We start from the raw sequence: 20673 nt of genomic DNA on the forward strand, positions 1-20673 counted from the left end.
GAATGATGGAGCCGATTTTACAAGTCAAAGATTTGCATGTCTCCTTCTCAGTTAAGGGCGGCGAAGTAAAAGCTGTCCGCGGTATGAACTTTGAAGTAGGAAAAGGGGAAACGGTTGCGATTGTCGGTGAATCCGGAAGTGGTAAGAGCGTAACGGCCCAAACGATCATGCGCCTGATTCCGTCCCCTCCGTCAATCATTAAGCAAGGTGAAATCTTGTTCCAGGGACAAGATATTTTGAAGAAAAGTAATAAGCAAATGGAAGCTATTCGCGGTAAAGATATTGGCATGATATTCCAAGACCCGATGACCTCCTTAAATCCTACGATTCGTATAGGTAAGCAAATTACTGAAGTACTCATTAAACATCAGAAAATGTCAGCGGGTAAGGCGAAGAAGCAGGCGATTGAGATGCTTAAGCTGGTCGGTATTAAAAATGCCGAAGCCCGTTTTAATCAATATCCTCATGAATTTTCCGGCGGTATGCGTCAACGTGCGATGATTGCCATCGCCCTGGCTTGCCGTCCGTCACTGCTGATTGCCGACGAACCGACAACAGCGCTTGACGTTACCATTCAGGCACAGATTATGGATGTTATGAAGGAAATGCAGGAGCATCTTGGTACTTCGATCATTCTAATTACGCACGATCTTGGTGTTGTTGCCGGAATGTGCGATCGCGTTATCGTAATGTATGCTGGTGAAGTAGTAGAGACGGGAACGAAATGGGAGATTTTCAAAAATCCTCAGCATCCTTATACCAAAGGCTTGCTCAGATCGATGCCGCGTCTTGACCAGAAGAAGGGCGAGCCGCTTATTCCAATTGTCGGAACGCCGCCGGATTTGATTAAGCCTCCGATCGGTTGTCCTTTTGCAGCCCGCTGCGACAAGGCAATGAAGATCTGTGAACGTATCGATCCGGAATCAACTGTATTTAGCGATACACACCATGCACGGTGCTGGGATCTGCATCCAATGGCTAAGGAGGTACATTCGAATGAGTAAGGGGAAAACCCTGATTGAAGTTGAAGGTCTTAAGAAGTACTTCCATGTCGGCGGAGGAAATGTCCTTAAAGCCGTTAATGATATCAGTTTCTCTATTGCTGAGGGGGAGACCCTCGGGCTTGTTGGTGAATCGGGCTGTGGTAAATCTACAGCAGGACGCACAATCCTACGTCTGTATGAACCAACGGGGGGCAGTGTTAAATTCAATGGTGTTGACATCAATACACTCTCTCCAGGCAAAATGAAAGCGATGCGCCGTGATATGCAGATGATCTTCCAAGATCCGTATGCATCGTTGAACCCACGCTTTACCGTTATGGATATTGTCGGTGAGGCGCTGGATATTCATAATATGGCTGGATCGCGTCAAGAACGTAGGAAACGGGTTGAGGAATTGCTTGATATGGTTGGGCTTAACCCAGACCACGCTTCCCGTTACCCACATGAGTTCTCCGGTGGTCAGCGCCAGCGGATTGGGATCGCCCGTGCACTTGCTGTAAATCCAAAGTTTATTATTTGTGATGAGCCGATCTCAGCGCTTGACGTATCGATCCAGGCCCAGGTCGTTAACCTGCTGGAAGATCTGCAGGATCGTCTTGGACTCACCTACTTGTTCATTGCCCATGACTTGTCGATGGTTAAGCATATTAGTGATCGTGTTGCCGTTATGTATCTCGGCCGGATTGTAGAGTTGGCAGAAAGTGAAGAATTGTATGCCAATCCGCTCCATCCTTATACGAAGATGCTCTTATCGGCTATTCCGATTCCGGACCCTGAGGTTGAAGCGAATAAGAAGCGGATTATCCATGAAGACGGTGATAATGGCCCAATTCAATCTGCTAATGGTGCTTCTGCCGGTGGTGGAATGTATGATCTGGAGAACTCCGAGCTTGTTGAAGTTTCGAAAGGCCATTTTGTTTCTATGCCGAACAAGGGTTAATCGAACAGCAATCATGAAAATGAATAAAACTCTCACCTGATATTACGAGGTGGGAGTTTTATTTTGGGTTGAAGGATGCACTTTATCAATGGCTTGTGATATATTTTTAAGGGATCAAGAGTAGAACGGGGGATATAACCTGATGAATATTGTGCAAGAGCCACTGACGTTAAATAAACCGCTCTCAGAGGCTTATCTGAATCATTTTTCGAGTGTACAGCAATTATATCAATATGATGCTATGAATGAAGCAAGCTGGCAGGAAAGGCTGGAATGGCTTCATGAATCGGAGCATTTGCGCATTCCGCGCGGGCAAGTCGTTGAGAGATTGCGTGAATATAACCTGCTACATAATCCGCATGAGGCCGTATCTCAGTCTCTGGATGCCTTGGAGAAACCGGATGCTGCCGTAATCGTTGGTGGGCAGCAGAGCGGCCTGTTCACAGGTCCGCTGCTGGTAATCTATAAAGCAGCGACGATTATTAAGGCAGCTCAGCATGCTGCCAAGCAACTGAATCATCCGGTTGTTCCAGTGTTCTGGATTGCAGGTGAGGACCATGATTGGGATGAAGTGAACCATACCTATGTCTTGTCTCCGGATTTATCGGTTTCACGGATCAGAGTTGCGCGAGAGACAGAGCAGCGTCTACCTGTTAGCATGAATGAAATCGCGAGAGAAGAATGGGAGCAGGCGATCTCCGAGTTGGAGCAGTTGCTGCCTGATACCGAGTTCAGGCCTGCGCTGATGGATTTGCTTAGCCAAGTGTCGGAGGGCTCGTCTACATTGAGTGATGCTTTTGCCAAGCTGCTGGGAACCTGGTTCGGCAAATACGGATTGGTACTGCTTGATTCGGCTGATCCGGCTCTGAGACAGCTTGAGTCGCCGATATTTGAGAGAATGATCGACGAGAATGATCAGTTAGGAGTAGCTTATCGTGCTGCAGCTGATCTCTGTCAATCCCTTGGCTATCAGGCACAGGCTGACGTTGCCGCAGATGGAGCTAACCTGTTCTATATTCATGAAGGAGAACGTCTTCTGTTGTTTAGGCATGATGGAAGATTTAGTGATCGTAAAGGAAAAGTACACTTTACAGCGGACGAGCTGAAGTCAGAGCTAAATAGACATCCTGAGCGGTTCAGCAACAATGTGTTGACCAGACCGCTGATGCAGGATAGCTTGCTGCCGGTGCTTGGCGCGGTGCTCGGAACTGGCGAGATCGCATATTGGGCTCTGACCGGATCGGCATTTAAGGCGTTTGGGTTAAGAATGCCTTTGCTGCTTAACCGGGAGTCTTTTACAGTCATAGAAGGTACGCTTCATAAGCATATGGATAAATACAATTTGAGCTGGGCTGATATAAGCGATCATGATGTCTTTGCGCAGAAGAGAGAGAATTGGTTGGCTGAGCAGGATTCCTTGCATCTGGATGATCGCTTTGAACAGATCAAGGCTGCCTTTACGGATATGTACGATCCGTTGATCGAACAACTTGGGGGAATTCAAGCGGGATTACTTAAGTTGGGCGCCGCCAATCGGGAGAAGATCGTTGAGCAGATGGAATATTTGCGTGGACGGGCCAAGGATGCGCTTGGCAAGGCAAACTCAGCGGGGCTTCGGCATTTCGATCGAATCGAATTATCGCTCTTTCCACAACATAAGCCCCAGGAGCGAGTCTATAATATTTTCTACTATTTGAACCGTTACGGAAATGACTGGATCGATCACCTTTTGGAAATTCCTTATGATATTTCTGGGGATCATCGTATCATTTACTTATAGTGTGCGAACAGATGAATTGTTTGAGAGACTAGTAGCCGAGGAGGAAATGGTATGAATAAAGCAGTTGAGAACAGCATTATTAAAGATTTGCAGCTTGCTCATGAAGGCCATTTGAAGATCGATTGGGCCCAGGCTCATATGCCTGTGCTTTCACGGATTCGTAAGCAGTTTGAAGCAGAACAGCCATTCAAGGGTCTAAAGGTGTCAATATCTCTTCATCTTGAGGCGAAGACCGCTTATTTGGCTAAAGTGGTGCAGGCTGGCGGTGCAGAAGTGACGATTACAGGCAGCAACCCGCTCTCTACACAGGACGATGTGTGTGCTGCACTTGTAGAGGATGGTATTACGGTGTATGCCAAATACAATCCAGAACCCGCAGAGTATAAACAATTGTTGATCCGTGCTCTAGAGACGAAGCCGGACTTGATCATCGATGACGGTGGAGACCTCGTGACCATCCTTCATTCGGAGCGTCCCGACTTGCTTGAGAACATACGTGGTGGTGCGGAGGAGACGACGACGGGCATTTTGCGTTTGAAAGCGATGGATAAGGAAGGACATTTGAAATTTCCAATGGTCGCTGTCAATGATGCTTATTGTAAATACTTATTCGATAACCGCTACGGAACAGGCCAATCTGTATGGGATGGCATCAACCGGACGACCAATCTGGTCGTAGCCGGCAAGACGGTCGTCGTCGTTGGCTATGGCTGGTGTGGTAAGGGCGTGGCGATGCGTGCCAAGGGACTTGGAGCGAGCGTAATTGTCACTGAAGTAGATGCGATCAGAGCAGTAGAAGCCCATATGGACGGATTCCGAGTGATGCCGATGACAGAGGCGGCCAAGATTGGTGACTTCTTCGTGACTGTAACGGGTAACCGTGACGTGATTCGCGGCGAACATTACGATGTAATGAAGGATGGAGCGATCCTGTCCAATGCTGGACATTTCGATGTGGAAGTGAACAAGCCGGAGCTAGCGGCGCGTTCCACTTCGATCAGAACCGTGCGTCGCAACATTGAGGAATATCAATTGAAGGATGGTCGCAAAGTTTACGTCCTTGCGGAGGGGCGATTAGTCAACCTCGCAGCAGGAGATGGACATCCGGCGGAAATTATGGATATGACCTTTGCTCTGCAGGCTTTATCACTCAAATATGTGAATGAGCAGTACGAGCAAATCGGCAAGACGGTAGTTAATGTGCCGTATGAGTTGGATGAACAGGTCGCCCGCTTCAAGTTAGAGAGCCTCGGGGTTAACATCGATTCTCTGACAGATGAGCAGCGTACTTATCTAGATAGCTGGCAGGAGCATTAAGCCAAGCCATTTGAGGATCTATTTTTACAAGATGTTGCTAAGCAATATGCTGAAAAAATGATCGATTTTCCCAAGAATGCAGGCTTCGAGGTTGGTAACCTTGAGGCTTGCTCTTTTTTTTTGACCATTTTCTTAAAGAGGTTGTTCAAAAAGTCCGCTTTTTTAAATTGATTTTCCAAATATTTTTTTTATTTTTAGCAGGAATTTCCCTTAATATGTTGAATATAACCATCATTGTGGTGTAAAGTGGTGTAATGTGGGGGAAAGAGGTTAGGGGTGAACGAAGCCGATGTTTATGGGGGAATTCCAACATAGCATTGATGAGAAGGGCCGTATTATCATTCCGGCTAAGTTTCGTGATCTTTTGGGAACCTCTTTTGTCGTTACCCGCGGTCTTGATCAATGTCTCTTTGTGTATCCCGCAACCGAGTGGGAATTGCTGGAGCAGAAGCTCAAGACTTTACCACTAATGAAATCCGATGCTCGTGCGTTTACTCGTTTCTTCTTCTCTGGAGCTACCGAATGTGAATGGGATAAACAGGGAAGGGTAAACCTACCTAGCAACCTAAGGCAGTATGCGAAGCTGGAGAAGGAATGCGTTGTGCTGGGTGTGTCGAATCGCGTTGAAATTTGGAGCCGTTCGACATGGGAACAGTACTTCGAGCAGTCGGAAGAGTCTTTTAATGAGATCGCAGAGAAACTGGTCGACTTCAATTTCGACCTGTAAGGAATTCAATGAGTATTTTAAGTATTTTAATTAATTTAAGTATTTTATCTACTAATGAGATGTTCAAAAAGTCCAGTTTTCAGCACCGAGAAGGTTGGATGAAGCTAGGGATTGAGAAGCGGAGCGTACGTTTGGGTACGTGAGCATCGGAAAGCCCGGGTGAATTCAAGATTCGATGTCGAATAGACTTTCAGTGCTGCTTCGTGATCAAAAGTGGACTTTTGAACTATCTCTAAAACAGTCTGGAGGGCTGCAGTCTTGTTCCATCACATCACGGTATTAAAGGCAGAAGCGACAGAAGGGCTGAGCATTAAGCCAGGCGGTATATATGTAGATTGTACGCTGGGTGGCGGAGGCCACAGCTCAGTCATATTGTCGAAGCTCAGTGAAGGCGGTAGGCTGATCGCTTTCGATCAGGATGACTGGGCACATGAGAACGCCAAAGAGGTGCTTGCTCCCTATCGAGACCGCCTTACTTTGGTGAAGAGTAATTTTCGCCATTTGCAAGAGAAGCTGCTAGAGCTTGATTTTGTTCCAAAGCAGGACGGTCTGCCTCAGGTAGACGGTATATTGTTCGATCTAGGAGTATCTTCTCCGCAATTTGATGAAGGAGAACGTGGGTTTAGCTATAACGCTGATGCGCCGCTGGATATGCGGATGGACCAGTCTGCTGCACTTACGGCTCGCGATATTATTAACGACTGGCCTGAGAAGGAGATTGCACGGATTCTGTTCCAATACGGCGAAGAGAAATTCTCGAGGAGAATTGCCAAGGTTATCGTAGACCAACGGAAAACTTCTCCAATTGAGACGACGGGTGAACTGGTCGAATTAATCAAGGCTGGCATTCCTGCGGCAGCGAGGAGAACCGGAGGCCACCCGGCCAAGCGAAGCTTTCAGGCACTGCGTATCGCGGTAAATGATGAGCTGGGAGCATTCGAAGAAGGGCTGCATGCGGCAGTTCGTTGCCTGGCTCCTGGTGGCAGGGTTTCAGTCATTACCTTCCACTCCTTGGAGGACCGGATCTGCAAGCAGATTTTTGCTAGTTATGTAGAGAAATGCACTTGTCCTCCGGATTTCCCAATGTGTGTATGCGGGGGTCAAGGTCAGTTGAAATTGATAAACCGGAAGCCAATCGTTCCCTCAGAGGAGGAATTGGCGCATAATTCCCGGGCACGTTCAGCGAAGCTGCGCGTGGCGGAGAAATTGCAATCCATAGCAGAAACAGCAGGGGGAAAGTGAGATGGCGTATACACGTGGAAATTTAGCAGTAAAAGAGAAGACAGCGGCACGTGGACAGAATCCGCGCTACCGCGAGACAACTAAGGTAGTTACACGCAGGTCACCGCTTCCCATTCGCGAGAAGCTACTGTATATGGTGACGATTCTGTTCTGTGTCGGCATCATGGGTGGTCTGCTATGGCAAAATTCGCAATTGTATGACATTAAAAGGCAAGCTTTTAATCTAAACACAGAAATTCAAAATATTAATGTTCAGGCGAAGGAACTGTCGATCCAAAAGGAGAAACTGGAGGAACGAATTCCTGAAGAAGCAGCCAAGTTGGGGTATGTTGAACCGGTAGATGAAGGTGTTCACGTTCAGGTACCGAATTCGACTACAACGGAGAACCAGGCATCAGATGTCGCAACTGTTCGATAAATTAAGTACTAAGAGGTTTTTATTATGATCAAAAGAATAAAGCTTCGTACACTGCTGATAGGGGGAATCATTACCCTCTTTTTTGCTGTCTTGATGCTCAGAGTGTTCTGGGTACAGGTTGTGGAAAGTGATTTCTGGCAAAGTTATGCCGAAAATCAATGGTCTAAGAAGAAGGTGCTTAATGCAACCCGGGGGACGATTACGGACCGGAATGGCGATGTACTGGCTGTTGATGCGCCGGCTTATACTGTCGCGGTGAATCCGCAAATTATTAATAAATATGAATTGCAGGAGGAGGTCGTACAGGGGTTACATCAACTGCTTAACAAGGATGAGGGTGAATTAAGAAAACTTGTAAATGCCAAGAGAGATAATGGCAGCTTCTATCCCCAACGTGAAGTAAGGAATGAAGGATGGAAGATTGATCAGGAACTTCGTGATCAGGTAGAGAAATTTTCGGATGAATTGAAGGAAAAACATAAAATTCCGGATTCAGGTATTTTGTTGCTGAAGGAAAGCAAACGCTATTATCCTAAAAATAGTCTTGCGGCACATGTACTTGGTTATACGGATCGTGAAGAGAAGGCAGTGTCCGGGATTGAGGCCGCTTATGATAAAGAACTGACGGGTCAAGATGGAGCCATTGAATATAAAAGCGATGGCCGTGGGATTGAGATCCCAAAAGCGAGCGAAATTTACACCCCGGCAAAAGATGGCAAAGATATTCGGTTAACAATTGACGATACAATACAGTATTATATTGAAGACGCGATGATAGAGGCATACAACCAACTGAGGCCTATCAGTATGACAGTGATTGCTGCTGATCCGAAGACGATGGAGATTCTAGGGATGGCGAATTTGCCAAGCTATAATCCCAATGAATACTGGGTAGATGTGGACCAGAAGAACTTCTACAACCATGCGATCAAGTCGGTCTATGAACCGGGCTCAACCTTTAAGATTGTAACTTTGGCGGCTACGGTACAGGAAGGTCTGTTCAATCCGAAAGGTTACTATATGACAGGCAGCATTCGTGTGCCTGGTCAGACGATCCATGACATCAGGCGCTCAGGCTGGGGCAGCATCTCATATTTGGAGGGGGTTAAGCGTTCTAGTAACGTTGCTTTCGTCAAGCTTGGTTATGAAATGCTAGGTCCAGATCTGATGAAACAGTATGTTGATAATTTCGGCTTCGGACAAGCTACAGGAATAGAGCTTCCAGGAGAGGCGAAGGGCGTCGTATCGCCGGAGCAGCAGGCAGACTATGCGGCGATGACTTATGGCCACGGTAAATTGCTGGTTACTCCTTTGCAGCAGGTGGCTGCAGTTGCGGCAATTGCTAACGGAGGAAAGCTGATGACACCGCATATCGTCAAGTCGATTACGGATCCCCTGACGGGTGAGACAACCGTTACGAAGCCAGAGGTTGTCAAACAAGTTATTTCCCAGGAAAGTGCGAAGAAGACAGGTGAATATTTAGAGCAGGTTGTCTCGGATTTGAAGATCGGAAGTGGACGTCATGCTTACATCGATGGGTATCGGATTGCCGGCAAGACCGGTACTGCAGTGAAGGTTATCAACGGAAAATATGATTACAAGAAGCAGGTTCTATCCTTTATCGGATATGCGCCGGTTGATGATCCGAAAATAGCGATGCTGGTGCTTATCGATGAGCCGCAGGATTCTGATCTGGGCGGAGGAACGGCGGCTGGGCCTATTTTTAAGAAAATTATGAATCAGACATTGCAGTATTTAGGCGTGCCTAAGAAATTTGATAACAAGACTACGTCGGATATTGCGAATAACGGTATCAAGGCTCCTGATTTAAAAGGCTTGTCAGTCCAGGAAGCCAAGAATAAACTTGCTGGTCTAGGCATCAACTATGCAACGCTTGGTAAAGGAACGAAGATTGTCTCGCAATTTCCAAAGACTGGATCTGTATTGAAGACGGGGCAACATATGTATTTACTGTCAGAAGAAGGGGATAAAGTGAACATCCCGAATCTGAAAGGCCAGTCCTTGCGTGATGCTATGGAGTTGCTCTCTGCTATAGGCGTGGAAGTAAACATTGAAGGAGAAGGCTATGTTGTCTCTCAGACCCTAACCAAGGAGAATGGCAAGAGACGAATTGATCTTGTTCTTGAGCCTCTGATCAAGGAAGATGAGGAATCGGGACAAGATGAGCAGAACGATGAAGCTGCTGGGGAGGAGAATGCCGGCGAGAGCTCGGGTTCTTCCCCATAGCTTGTTCTAACCCCTGTTTGTCCTGAATATTTATGATATGAAACCAATTATGCTCAGGATGAAACAGGGGGGCCATTTTCTATGAAGATCTCCAGGCTTACGATAAGAAGAAGATTGTTCATGCTGCTGTTTATGCTATGTGTGCTGTTCCTGGCTCTCGTTGCCCGGCTAGCTTATGTACAATTGGGTAAGGGTGCAGAGTTGTCGGCGAAGGCAGAGGATTCCTGGCGGCGCAACATTCCTTATTCCGCGAAGCGCGGCGAGATTAGTGATCGCAATGGGAATGTGCTCGCTTATAATGTAACGACTCCTACAATTATGGCGATCCCTGTACAGGTGAAATCGCCGGAGACAACGGCGCGCAGTCTGTCGCCTCTACTTGGGATGAACGAGGAAGCCGTGCTTAAAGTAATCACTAAGAAAGAATCCATAGTCAGGCTACAGCCCGGGGGTCGCAAAATTACGATGGAAAAGGCACAAGAAATTCGTGATTTGGATCTGCCGGGTATTGTTGTTGCCGAAGACAATAAAAGATATTATCCTTATGGAGGACTTGCCGCGCATATTCTGGGCTTCACCGGAGGATATAATCAAGGATTGACTGGTCTAGAGAGCAAATATGACAGCGAGCTGAACGGGATGAATGGCAGTGTGTCTTATCTGTCCGATGCTGGCGGAAGATTGATGCCAGGCTCATCAGAGGTCTATGTAGAGCCCAAGGATGGACTGAATCTGCAGCTGACGATTGATAAGTCGATTCAGAGCATTATAGAGCGAGAGCTCGATCAAGCGATGGCCAGGCTAAATGCCAATTCTGCGTTGACGATCGCGATGAACCCGAAGACGGGTGAGATTTTGGGTATGGCGGGTAGGCCTGGATTTGATCCGGCTAATTATCAAGATGTCGATCCTCAGGTATATAACCGGAATCTTCCGATCTGGATGACCTATGAACCGGGTTCAACCTTCAAGATTATTACGCTGGCGGCTGCTCTAGAAGAACAGAAGGTCGATCTGCTGCATGATCAATTCTTTGATCCGGGTTTTGCTAAGGTAGGCGGGGCTACGCTTCGCTGTTGGAAGAGAGGCGGGCATGGCAGCCAGACCTTCCTGCAGGTCGTCGAAAATTCCTGTAACCCTGGGTTTGTTGCTCTGGGTCAGCGCTTGGGTAAGGAGACTTTATTTAAGTATATTAAGGATTTCGGTTTTGGCAGTAAGACGGGTATCGATCTCAGCGGCGAAGAGAATGGGATTCTGTTCAAATTGTCCCAGGTCGGCCCAGTGGAGCTGGCAACAACCTCCTTTGGCCAAGGTGTATCGGTGACGCCGATCCAGCAGATCACCGCTGTGTCGGCAGCCATTAACGGTGGCAAGCTATTCAAGCCTTACGTGGCCAAATCATGGACGAATCCGGATACTGGGCAGGTTGTTGATGTTACAGAGCCGCAGATCGTCCGTCAGGTGATCTCTGAGGATACTTCGAAGAAGGTACGGGCCGCGCTTGAGAGTGTGGTAGCGAACGGTACAGGCGGCAATGCATTCATCGACGGGTATCGCGTAGGAGGCAAGACGGGGACGGCCCAGAAGGTAATAAACGGACGTTATTCTGCCAATGAGCATATCGTGTCATTCATCGGCTTCGCGCCAGCGGATGATCCACAAATCGTCGTATATACGGCGGTGGACAATCCGCAGGGAATTCAGTTCGGTGGTGTAGTAGCAGCGCCAATCGTACGCAACATCCTTGCCGATGCGCTCGACTATTTGAATATTCCGCCCCGCAAGGATCAGGTTGCGAAGAAGTATAAGTACGGTGAGACGCCGGTCGTTACGGTTCCTGATCTGATCGGCTACACGGCGCAGGATATCTATGAAGATATGAACATGAATTTTAATCTGGTGAAATCAGGCGCTGGCTCTGTTGTCATCAATCAGGCCCCAAAAGCGGGTACAAGAGTGGATAAAGGCTCAACAATCCGCATTTATATGGGAAGTGAGGCTGAGGCCGAACACGAGCATGAAGACGAGCATGAGTAGCCTTAGCAATAAGGAGATTGGTAGACGGGAGAATACTGTACCACCAACTTCTCATTTCAGTGAAATAATATCCTGAATTGAATTTGTTTTGGCGATACTATAAATATCGGTAAGATGTTGACGGAGGGGTAACATATGCTGCTTAAAGATTTAGCAACTTATTTAATAGCTTCGGAAATTTCGGGAGATGAGAACGTAGATTGTCAGGGGATCTGCTTTGATTCCAGACAAGTGAATCGTGGCGATCTGTTCCTTTGTCTGCCGGGACATACCGTTGACGGCCATCAATATGCGAAGCAGGCAGCTGAGCAGGGGGCTAGTGCGCTGGTCGTACAGCGCTTCCTGGAAGAGGTTCCGCTGCCGCAGCTCAAAGTGAAGGACAGCCGTCTCGCCATGGCAGTACTTGGTAATATATTTTTTGATTATCCCAGCAATCATTTGAAAGCAATCGGTATTACTGGAACGAACGGGAAGACGACAACAACCTATTTGATTGAGCGTATATTGCTGGATCAGGGGATGAAGCCGGGGTTGATCGGTACGATCGAGCGCCGCTTTGATGGAAAGGCAGTTCCTATGCCGCGGACGACTCCGGAAGCGCTGGATTTGCAGCGCTACCTGCACGAAATGGTACAAGAAGACGCTTCTCATTGCGTGATGGAGGTATCCTCTCATGCGCTTGAACAGGGCCGGGTAAAGGGTACACATTTCCGTACAGCCGTGTTTACTAACCTGACCCAGGACCATCTGGATTATCATGAGACGATGGAGGCATACAGGGCAGCAAAGGGATTATTCTTCTCACGTCTTGGTAATGAGTATCCGCAAGATCCGACTGAACGGAGTTATGCGGTGTTGAATGTGGATGATGCGGCTTCTGATTACTTTGCTAAGCTGACCTCGGCAGAGACGATTACGTATGGGGTAGACCATCAAGCAGACGTTAAAGCCTCGAACATCTCTGTGACAGCGCGGGGAACCACCTTCCATATAGAGACTTTCCGCGGCAGTGCGGACATTACTTTGCGTATGGTCGGCAAATTCAATGTATATAATGCCTTGGCTGCTATCGCAACAACTTTATTGGAAGGCATTCCGCTTGAGAGCATCAAGGAGAGTCTGGAATCGATCAAGGGGGTTGAAGGCCGGGTAGAAGCTGTAGACGAGGGCCAATCCTTTACGGTTATCGTGGATTACGCTCATACTCCTGACGGTCTAGAGAATGTACTGCGCACGGTCAATGAATTTGCCAAAGGCCGGGTCATTTGCGTGTTTGGCTGCGGCGGAGACCGGGACCGGAAGAAGCGTCCAATCATGGGCAAGATCGCAGCAAAGTACGGAGATCACGTTATTATCACATCGGATAATCCGCGGACAGAGGACCCAGTATTGATATTGAAAGATATCGAGGCAGGACTTATAGAAGACAATATTCCGCTCGATCGTTATGAACTGATCGTAGACCGCCATGCAGCGATTCAAAAGGCTATTGAAATGGCAAGCCATGACGATGTAGTATTGATTGCGGGGAAAGGACATGAGACCTATCAGATCATTGGTAAGGAAGTACATGATTTTGATGATCGTCTCATTGCCAAAGAAGCGATAAGGGGTTTAGTAAAGTGATAAAAAGAAAATTAGCGGACATTGCCGCCATGTGCGGTGGACAGGTGGCTAATGCCGATGATAACAACTTAATAATTCATGGAGTGATTACTGATTCCAGACATATTCAGCAGGGTTGCCTATTCGTGCCTCTATCTGGTGAGAGATTCGACGGACACGCCTTCGTGGCAGACAGTCTGGCAAGCGGGGCGGGCGCCGCATTATGGGAACGGGCTAAAGGCAACCCTCCAGGACCGGCTGTTCTGGTCGACAACGCCCTTGAAGCGATGCAACTCCTCGCTAAGAGCTATCTCGCTGCCGTAGGCGCTAAGGTAGTCGGAATTACCGGCAGCAACGGGAAGACGACGACTAAGGACCTGTTGTTTGCCCTACTGGCTACTACTTATAAAGTGCATAAGACGAGCGGCAACTATAACAATCATATTGGGATGCCGCTTACCATCCTGGATATGCCGGAGGATACCGAGATAGCTGTGCTTGAGATGGGCATGAGCGGCCGCTATGAAATCGAATTTCTTTCAAAGCTCGCTGAACCGGAGGCGGCCATCGTTACCAATATCGGCGAATCACATTTGGAGCAACTCGGTTCCCGTCTTGAGATTGCCCGCGCCAAGCTAGAGATTCTGTCAGGAATGAAGACGGGCGGCTTGTTCATATACATTGGCGATGAACCTTTAATTACCGAGGTGCTGGCTGATCCGAATACACCAAAACCGGAGCAGCTGCATACACTGACTTTTGGTGTAAATGGAAATCATGATATTTATCCGAGCGGAATCATGTTCCTGGAGCATGGCACCATGTTCACCCCGAACGTTGGGGAGACGCCGCTGGAGCTGCCGCTTCTTGGCGAGCATAATGTTGTAAATTGCCTTGCAGCACTTGCGGTTGCCAGACACTATGGCGTAACGGAGGCCAATATGAAAGAAGGCCTTAAGCATGCGGAGCTAACTGGGATGCGGATTGAGATCATTGAAGGCGCGAATGGGGTTACTATTCTGAACGATGCCTATAATGCGAGCCCTACATCTGTGAGAGCAGCGGTTAATGTGCTGAACAAGATGAAGGGATATCGGAACAAAATCGCCGTACTCGGGGATATGCTTGAGCTCGGAGAGGATGAAGTGCAGTTCCATCAAGAAGTGGGAGAGTATTTAACAACGGAGAATACGGATTTGTTGTTTACGTACGGGCGCCTGGGCAAGGAAATTGCTGTAGGGGCGAAGAAACACCTCGCTCCGGACAATATTTATGCATACGATGATAAAAGCGAGCTTATTCATAAATTAATCAGTGTACTTCATCCGAAGGATGTTGTACTGGTGAAGGCCTCACGCGGAATGAAGCTTGAAGAAGTCGTCGAAGCGGTCAAACATAGCAAATTACATCAATAATTACCGGCGAGAGGAGGGTGATCCCATGGATTACGGACTTATCTTATTAACGATTGGAGTATCTTTCATTTTGGCTGTCATATCAGCCCCTCTATTAATCCCTTTATTGCGACGGATGAAATTCGGTCAGCAAATTCGCGTAGAAGGGCCGCAGAGTCATCAGAAGAAAGCAGGCACGCCTACAATGGGCGGAGTTGTCATTATATTAGCTTTTACGATCGCATATTTGAAATTCTCGGTAGTGAACACAGACTTCTATGTCTTGCTGGTAGCTACTCTGGGCTTTGGGCTGGTAGGGTTTCTTGATGATTACATTAAAATTGTATTCAAACGATCCCTGGGACTGACACCTAAGCAGAAACTATTTGGTCAACTACTATTCGCCGGTATTATTACAGCATTGCTTATATCGGAAGGACATAGCACAGCGATTGGCATTCCAGGAACGGACTTCGCCTTCGATTTAGGACCTTGGTTCTATTATCCCTTTATTATTCTGATGATGCTGGCGATCAGCAATGCGGTCAATTTCACAGATGGCCTCGATGGCCTTCTGTCCGGTGTTAGCGGCATTGCCTTCGGCGCGTATGCAATTATCGCCATGCAGGCTACTTCCATGGTAGCAGCAGTCTGCGCGGCGGCTATGATCGGGGCGGTGATTGGATTTCTAGTGTTCAACGCGCACCCGGCCAAGGTGTTTATGGGCGATACTGGTTCGCTTGGCATCGGCGGGGCGATTGCCGGAATTGCGATCGTAACGAAGAGTGAACTGCTATTTTTAGTCATCGGCGGCGTTTTCGTTATTGAGATGCTGTCGGTCGTATTGCAGGTAATCTCTTTCAAGACACGCGGCAAAAGAATTTTTAAAATGAGCCCGATACATCACCATTTCGAGCTGTCAGGTTGGTCGGAATGGCGTGTTGTTACGACATTTTGGGCGGTCGGCCTCGTGCTAGCTGTCGTTGGACTTTATTTGAACAAGGGGTTGTAGAGATGAATCATCCAGAACAGTATCGGGGACGACAAGTTGTCGTCCTCGGTTTAGCAAAAAGCGGTGTACAGGTTGCCAAGAGCCTTCATCATTATGGAGCCCTAGTTACAGTAAATGATAGGAAGACGCGAGAAGAGAGTCCCGAAGCTTCTGAACTAGAGGCTTTGGGAATTTCTGTTGTATGCGGAGGACATCCGGACGGACTTATTTCTTCGTCTGTAGAACTTGTGGTGAAGAACCCGGGCATCCCGTACAGCGCTCCACCTGTCGTTCAGGCGCTGGAGCTCGGCATCGATGTTGTAACTGAGGTAGAGGTGGCCTATCATCTAAGTCAAGCACCGATCATCGGCATTACCGGTTCGAATGGGAAGACGACGACAACTACTTGGATCGGCAATATGTTGAATGCTGCCGGACTTAATCCGATTGTTGCGGGAAATATCGGTACACCGCTCTGTGAAGCTGCCGAGCAGTCCGTGGAAGAGAATTGGCTTGTAGCTGAGCTCAGCAGCTTCCAGCTAAAGGGCACCAAAGACTTTAAGCCCAAAGTGGCTGTGCTGCTTAATGTTGCCGAGACGCATCTGGATTATCATGGCTCAATGGAGGATTATGTCGCTTCCAAGACGAAGCTGTTCGCCAATCAGACAGCGGACGACATCGCTGTCGTAAACTGGGATGACCCCGTCTGCCGCGAGTTAGTCCCTCACTTGAAGGCGAGATTAATTCCATTCTCGATGACAGAGGAATTAAGAATCGAGGGTGTATTCGTTACGCCGTCCTATATTTCCGAAGTCGATGATGAATTGGAGCGAACTGTTGTATATCGCGATAAGGACGGACATATCAAGCCGATTATTACAGTGGAAGAAATCGGCCTGCTCGGCCGCTTCAATGTGGGGAACGCAATGGCTGCGATCGCCGCTTCCATAGCGGCAGGTGCGGAGTCCGAGCGGCTTACTGAGCCTTTGCGTACATTCAAAGGGGTGGAGCATCGGCTCGAATTTGTGGAAGTGAAGCATAAGGTAGCCTATTACAATAACTCCAAAGCGACGAATGGCAAAGCAACGATCAATGCGCTTGGGGCTCTGAACAAACCAATCGTATTGATCGCAGGAGGGCTAGATCGTGGCTCTGATTACATGGAGCTGCTGCCGGCCTTCGAGAAGAAAGTGAAAGCGGTGGTTGCGCTTGGACAGACGAAGGAGAAAATCGCCAAGGTCGCACAGCTTGCAGGTCTAACCGATATCGTCATTGTCGATAATGTTGACAGTGCCGCCTCCACGCTAAGGAAGGCGATCTTGCAGGCTGCAGAACTCGCTAGCCCTGGAGATATTGTCTTACTATCTCCGGCTTGTGCAAGCTGGGATATGTTCAGTTCCTATGAAGAGCGTGGACGCATTTTTAAAGAGGCGGTGCATACCCTTTAAGTAGGGGGGTGGAAAAGCCCCTACTTTCCTTAAAAAGGTGGCTGCCACGATGAATAAGAGCCGAAAGGCGCCGGATTTCTGGCTACTAGCCAGTATTTTGTCCCTGCTGACGATCGGAATTGTAATGGTATATAGCGCGGGCTCTGTGCTCGGTTTTCATGATTACGGAGATCCCTTTTATTTTGTGAAGCGTCAGGCTTTATTTGCTGTTCTTGGCCTGGTGGCCATGTTCTTTACGATGAACTTTGATTATCGCTTGTTGAAGAGATATGCAAAAATAGGGCTGATCGTCTGCTTCGCCCTGCTGGTCATCGTATTGATTCCGGGAATTGGCGTAGTTAGGGGCGGAGCGAGAAGCTGGCTAGGCATTAGCTCGTTCGGTATTCAGCCCTCTGAATTTATGAAGCTTGGCATGATTCTCTTTCTGTCCTATTGGCTCAGTAAGGAGGATTATAGAATCACTCATTTTACGAGAGGCCTGCTGCCTCCGCTCGGCATCATTGGTCTAGCCTTTGGCACGATTATGCTACAGCCGGATCTGGGTACCGGTACAGTAATGCTGGGAGCCTCGATGTTGATCGTATTTACGGCTGGTGCGAGAATCAAGCACCTGGCTGGACTAGCAGCCGTGGGTGCTATCGGCTTTGTCGGACTTATTCTGGCCGCACCTTACCGCTTGGCGAGAATTACGGCATTTCTTGATCCATGGTCCGATCCTCTGGGTGCGGGTTATCAGATTATTCAGTCCCTGTACGCGATTGGTCCCGGCGGCCTAGCTGGCTTGGGACTGGGGATGAGCAGACAGAAATATAGCTATGTACCGGAGCCCCAGACGGACTTTATATTTTCGATCTTAGCGGAGGAGCTTGGCTTCATCGGTGGATTGCTCGTTCTGATGTTATTCCTGATCCTAATCTGGCGTGGTATGAGAGTCGCGATGACGATTGATGATGCGTTTGGAAGTTTGCTTGCGGTCGGGATCGTTGGTATGGTAGGGGTTCAGGTTGTTATTAATATCGGTGTAGTAATCGGCCTTATGCCAGTTACAGGCATCACTTTGCCGCTGATAAGCTACGGTGGCTCATCGTTGACCTTAATGCTTACAGCTCTAGGCATTTTACTTAATTTATCCCGTTTTGCGAGGTGAAGGTATGCGCGTCGTATTGACCGGCGGTGGTACGGGAGGACATATCTACCCGGCACTTGCCGTTGCTAATCAATGTGCTCTAGAGGAGCCTAACTCTGAATTTCTATATATCGGTGGACAGAAAGGTTTGGAGAGTTCGATCGTACCGAAGGCGGATATCGCTTTTAAGTCGATTGAGATCACGGGCTTTCGCCGTAAATTATCTTTTGAAAATGTGAAGACAGTCATGCGCTTCCTAAAAGGGGTTCAACAATCCAAGCAGATGCTGCGTGAGTTCAAACCGGACGTTGTGATCGGTACAGGTGGATATGTATGCGGTCCGGTCGTATATGCGGCCGCGAAGCTGGGCATTCCGTCAATGATCCACGAGCAGAATGCAGTTCCAGGATTAACGAATCGCTTTTTGAGCAAGTATGTAGATACCGTTGCAGTAAGCTTCGATGAATCGATGTCCTTGTTCCCAGGAAGCAAGCATGTAATCTATACAGGAAATCCACGTGCGACTACGGTCGTATCAGCGAATAAGAATAAAGGATATGAATCATTGGGCGTGTCCAAGGACCGTCCAATTGTGGTGCTTGTTGGCGGTAGTCAAGGGGCGAGAGCTATCAATGAGGCGATGGTGCAAATGGCTACGGAATTGAATAATTTGCCGGACATCACCTTCGTCTATGTAACAGGTAATAACTATTACGAACCAACGCTGAAATCGATTGAGAGCAAGCTGGGCGGTCTGCCTGGTAATTTACTGATTCTCCCTTATGTTCACAATATGCCTGAGGTGCTTGCAGCAACCTCCTTGATCGTTAACCGAGCCGGGGCTTCCTTCCTGGCTGAGATCACTTCGCTCGGCTTACCTTCCATTCTGATCCCTTCGCCGAATGTGACGAACAACCATCAGGAGAAGAATGCCAGATCATTGGAGAAAGCCGGTGCGGCCGAAGTGATCCTGGAGCCGGATCTTACCGGCCAAGGGCTGTTTGAAGGTATCCGGCGAATTATGCAGGATGCCAACCTGCATACAGCCATGTCTGCCGCTTCGCGTGGTCTTGGCAAGCCGGATTCGGCACAGTTGATCGTGGCCGAGATGAAGAGGTTGTCCAGCAAACAAGCAAAAGCCTAGAATAGGATCCTTGGGCCGAATGTAGCAGCCAGCTAAGACGAGCCTGTAAGCGGCAATCTGGGCTATTGTCACACTCTAGGGTAGGAAGGCATAAGATACCCTATACATCGTGACAATCGTTAGAAGAAAGTTCAAAAAGTCCACCTACTTAATCCAACCTTTTCGGTGCTGAAAACCAGACTTTTTGAACACTCACTTAATGCGACCGTACAGGAGGGAGCGTTCTTGGCAAGTTCAGCTTGGCTGCAGGCAGTGTCTGGTGTCCATGGCAATTTATATGCCTGGGACGAAAGGGTTGCCGATAAGGTCGGCCTATGTGCAGGATCAAAGGGGGACTATAGGATGCAGCAATGGTTGGGGGAATTATCGCAGCTTGATGTCGGAGAGATCCTGCCGGACGAACCCATGTCCAGATACACGACTTGGAAGATTGGGGGTCCAGCAGATGCCCTGATCGTTCCTGAAAATGCAGAACAATTGGCACGTCTTATGACCGCACTGCATCAGCAGCAAATTCCCTGGATGATGATCGGTAAGGGCTCTAATATGCTTGTCTCTGACAAGGGCATCCGCGGCGCGGTGATCAAGCTCGGGAAGGAATTCGAAGAGATCCGGTTTAATGGCAATGAAGCCTGGGCCGAAGGCGGTGCTTCCTTCGTCAGATTGAGTATTATGGCAGGCAAGCAGGGCTTGACTGGTCTGGAATTCGCAGGAGGCATTCCCGGCACGGTGGGGGGAGCTGTCTACATGAACGCTGGCGCTCACGGGTCTGATTTGTCACGCATATTCAAATCCGCTGAAATTGTTCTGGAGACAGGTGAATTGGTTACCTGTAATGCGGAGGATATGAGGTTCTCTTACCGCCATTCTAGATTGCAGGAGCAACCTGGCATTGTCATACGTGCCTGCCTTGAGCTTAAGGAAGGTGACCGTCTTGAAATTGCTGCCGCGATGGCTGCATATAAGGACCGTCGCCGTAAGACCCAGCCGTTGCAGCAGCCGTGCGCGGGCAGTGTGTTCCGCAATCCGCCGGGTGATTATTCCGCTAGGCTGATTGAGGAGGCGGGATTAAAAGGAATGCGGGTAGGCGGGGCCGAAGTATCTAGGCTGCATGCCAATTTCATCATCAATACCGGGCAAGCAACAGCAGAGGACGTTCTTTCGCTTATGGAGCAGATTAAGAACACCATCGCCTCGAAATATGGGGTTCATTTGGTGCCTGAGGTATTCTTCGTGGGCGAACGGTAAACTCG

16 protein-coding genes are annotated in these 20673 nt (G+C 48.4%); all 16 read left to right on the forward strand.

Features of this window, described 5'->3' with window-relative positions; all coding sequences use genetic code 11:
* The first annotated feature begins 5 nt into the window (after positions 1-5).
* The 16 genes from EI981_RS08540 (at position 6) to murB (ending at position 20668) form a co-directional block, all read left to right on the forward strand.
* Entirely contained in the window at positions 6-1004 is a 999-nt protein-coding gene (locus EI981_RS08540; protein WP_126997221.1) for an ABC transporter ATP-binding protein, read from the forward strand.
* A complete protein-coding gene (locus EI981_RS08545) occupies positions 997-1944 on the forward strand; it encodes an ABC transporter ATP-binding protein (RefSeq protein WP_126997223.1) in 948 nt (315 codons plus the stop codon). Before EI981_RS08540 ends, EI981_RS08545 begins: the two co-directional genes overlap by 8 nt.
* A gap of 142 nt (positions 1945-2086) precedes the next feature.
* Entirely contained in the window at positions 2087-3724 is a 1638-nt protein-coding gene (gene bshC, locus EI981_RS08550; RefSeq protein WP_126997225.1) for a bacillithiol biosynthesis cysteine-adding enzyme BshC, read from the forward strand.
* A 51-nt stretch (positions 3725-3775) separates the two neighbouring features.
* On the forward strand, positions 3776-5041 hold the full coding sequence (locus tag EI981_RS08555) for an adenosylhomocysteinase (RefSeq protein ID WP_126997227.1): 1266 nt from the start codon (positions 3776-3778) through the stop codon (positions 5039-5041).
* A 289-nt stretch (positions 5042-5330) separates the two neighbouring features.
* Positions 5331-5768, forward strand: coding sequence for a division/cell wall cluster transcriptional repressor MraZ (gene mraZ / locus EI981_RS08560; RefSeq protein WP_126997229.1), 438 nt, complete (start codon positions 5331-5333; stop codon positions 5766-5768).
* A gap of 258 nt (positions 5769-6026) precedes the next feature.
* On the forward strand, positions 6027-7010 hold the full coding sequence (rsmH, locus tag EI981_RS08565; protein WP_126997231.1) for a 16S rRNA (cytosine(1402)-N(4))-methyltransferase RsmH: 984 nt from the start codon (positions 6027-6029) through the stop codon (positions 7008-7010).
* Position 7011: 1 nt separating this feature from the next.
* Positions 7012-7428: a hypothetical protein gene (locus tag EI981_RS08570; RefSeq protein ID WP_126997233.1), complete on the forward strand. Its 417-nt coding sequence runs from the start codon at positions 7012-7014 to the stop codon at positions 7426-7428.
* A 24-nt stretch (positions 7429-7452) separates the two neighbouring features.
* On the forward strand, positions 7453-9675 hold the full coding sequence (locus EI981_RS08575) for a penicillin-binding transpeptidase domain-containing protein (RefSeq protein ID WP_126997235.1): 2223 nt from the start codon (positions 7453-7455) through the stop codon (positions 9673-9675).
* 81 nt (positions 9676-9756) lie between these two features.
* Positions 9757-11712 carry a stage V sporulation protein D gene (locus EI981_RS08580; RefSeq protein ID WP_126997237.1) on the forward strand — a complete coding sequence of 652 codons (1956 nt, stop codon included), beginning with the start codon at positions 9757-9759 and terminating at the stop codon, positions 11710-11712.
* 135 nt (positions 11713-11847) lie between these two features.
* Entirely contained in the window at positions 11848-13338 is a 1491-nt protein-coding gene (locus EI981_RS08585) for a UDP-N-acetylmuramoyl-L-alanyl-D-glutamate--2,6-diaminopimelate ligase (RefSeq protein WP_126997239.1), read from the forward strand.
* The gene (locus EI981_RS08590) at positions 13335-14732 is read left to right on the forward strand and encodes a UDP-N-acetylmuramoyl-tripeptide--D-alanyl-D-alanine ligase (protein ID WP_418789045.1); all 1398 of its coding nucleotides are present in this window, start codon (positions 13335-13337) and stop codon (positions 14730-14732) included. The genes EI981_RS08585 and EI981_RS08590 overlap by 4 nt, the downstream gene beginning before the upstream one ends.
* A 25-nt stretch (positions 14733-14757) precedes the next feature.
* Positions 14758-15723 carry a phospho-N-acetylmuramoyl-pentapeptide-transferase gene (gene mraY, locus EI981_RS08595; protein WP_126997241.1) on the forward strand — a complete coding sequence of 322 codons (966 nt, stop codon included), beginning with the start codon at positions 14758-14760 and terminating at the stop codon, positions 15721-15723.
* 2 nt (positions 15724-15725) lie between these two features.
* Positions 15726-17150 (forward strand): UDP-N-acetylmuramoyl-L-alanine--D-glutamate ligase, encoded by a 1425-nt coding sequence (gene murD, locus EI981_RS08600; RefSeq protein WP_126997243.1) that lies wholly within the window; start codon positions 15726-15728, stop codon positions 17148-17150.
* A gap of 49 nt (positions 17151-17199) precedes the next feature.
* Positions 17200-18297, forward strand: a complete 1098-nt coding sequence (spoVE, locus tag EI981_RS08605) for a stage V sporulation protein E (protein ID WP_126997245.1) — start codon at positions 17200-17202, stop codon at positions 18295-18297.
* Positions 18298-18301: 4 nt separating this feature from the next.
* Positions 18302-19420 carry an undecaprenyldiphospho-muramoylpentapeptide beta-N-acetylglucosaminyltransferase gene (gene murG, locus EI981_RS08610; RefSeq protein WP_126997247.1) on the forward strand — a complete coding sequence of 373 codons (1119 nt, stop codon included), beginning with the start codon at positions 18302-18304 and terminating at the stop codon, positions 19418-19420.
* Positions 19421-19762: 342 nt separating this feature from the next.
* The gene (gene murB, locus EI981_RS08615; protein ID WP_127004489.1) at positions 19763-20668 is read left to right on the forward strand and encodes a UDP-N-acetylmuramate dehydrogenase; all 906 of its coding nucleotides are present in this window, start codon (positions 19763-19765) and stop codon (positions 20666-20668) included.
* Positions 20669-20673: the final 5 nt, after the last annotated feature.

The sequence above is a fragment of the Paenibacillus lutimineralis genome (assembly GCF_003991425.1).
Lineage (GTDB): Bacteria > Bacillota > Bacilli > Paenibacillales > Paenibacillaceae > Fontibacillus > Fontibacillus lutimineralis.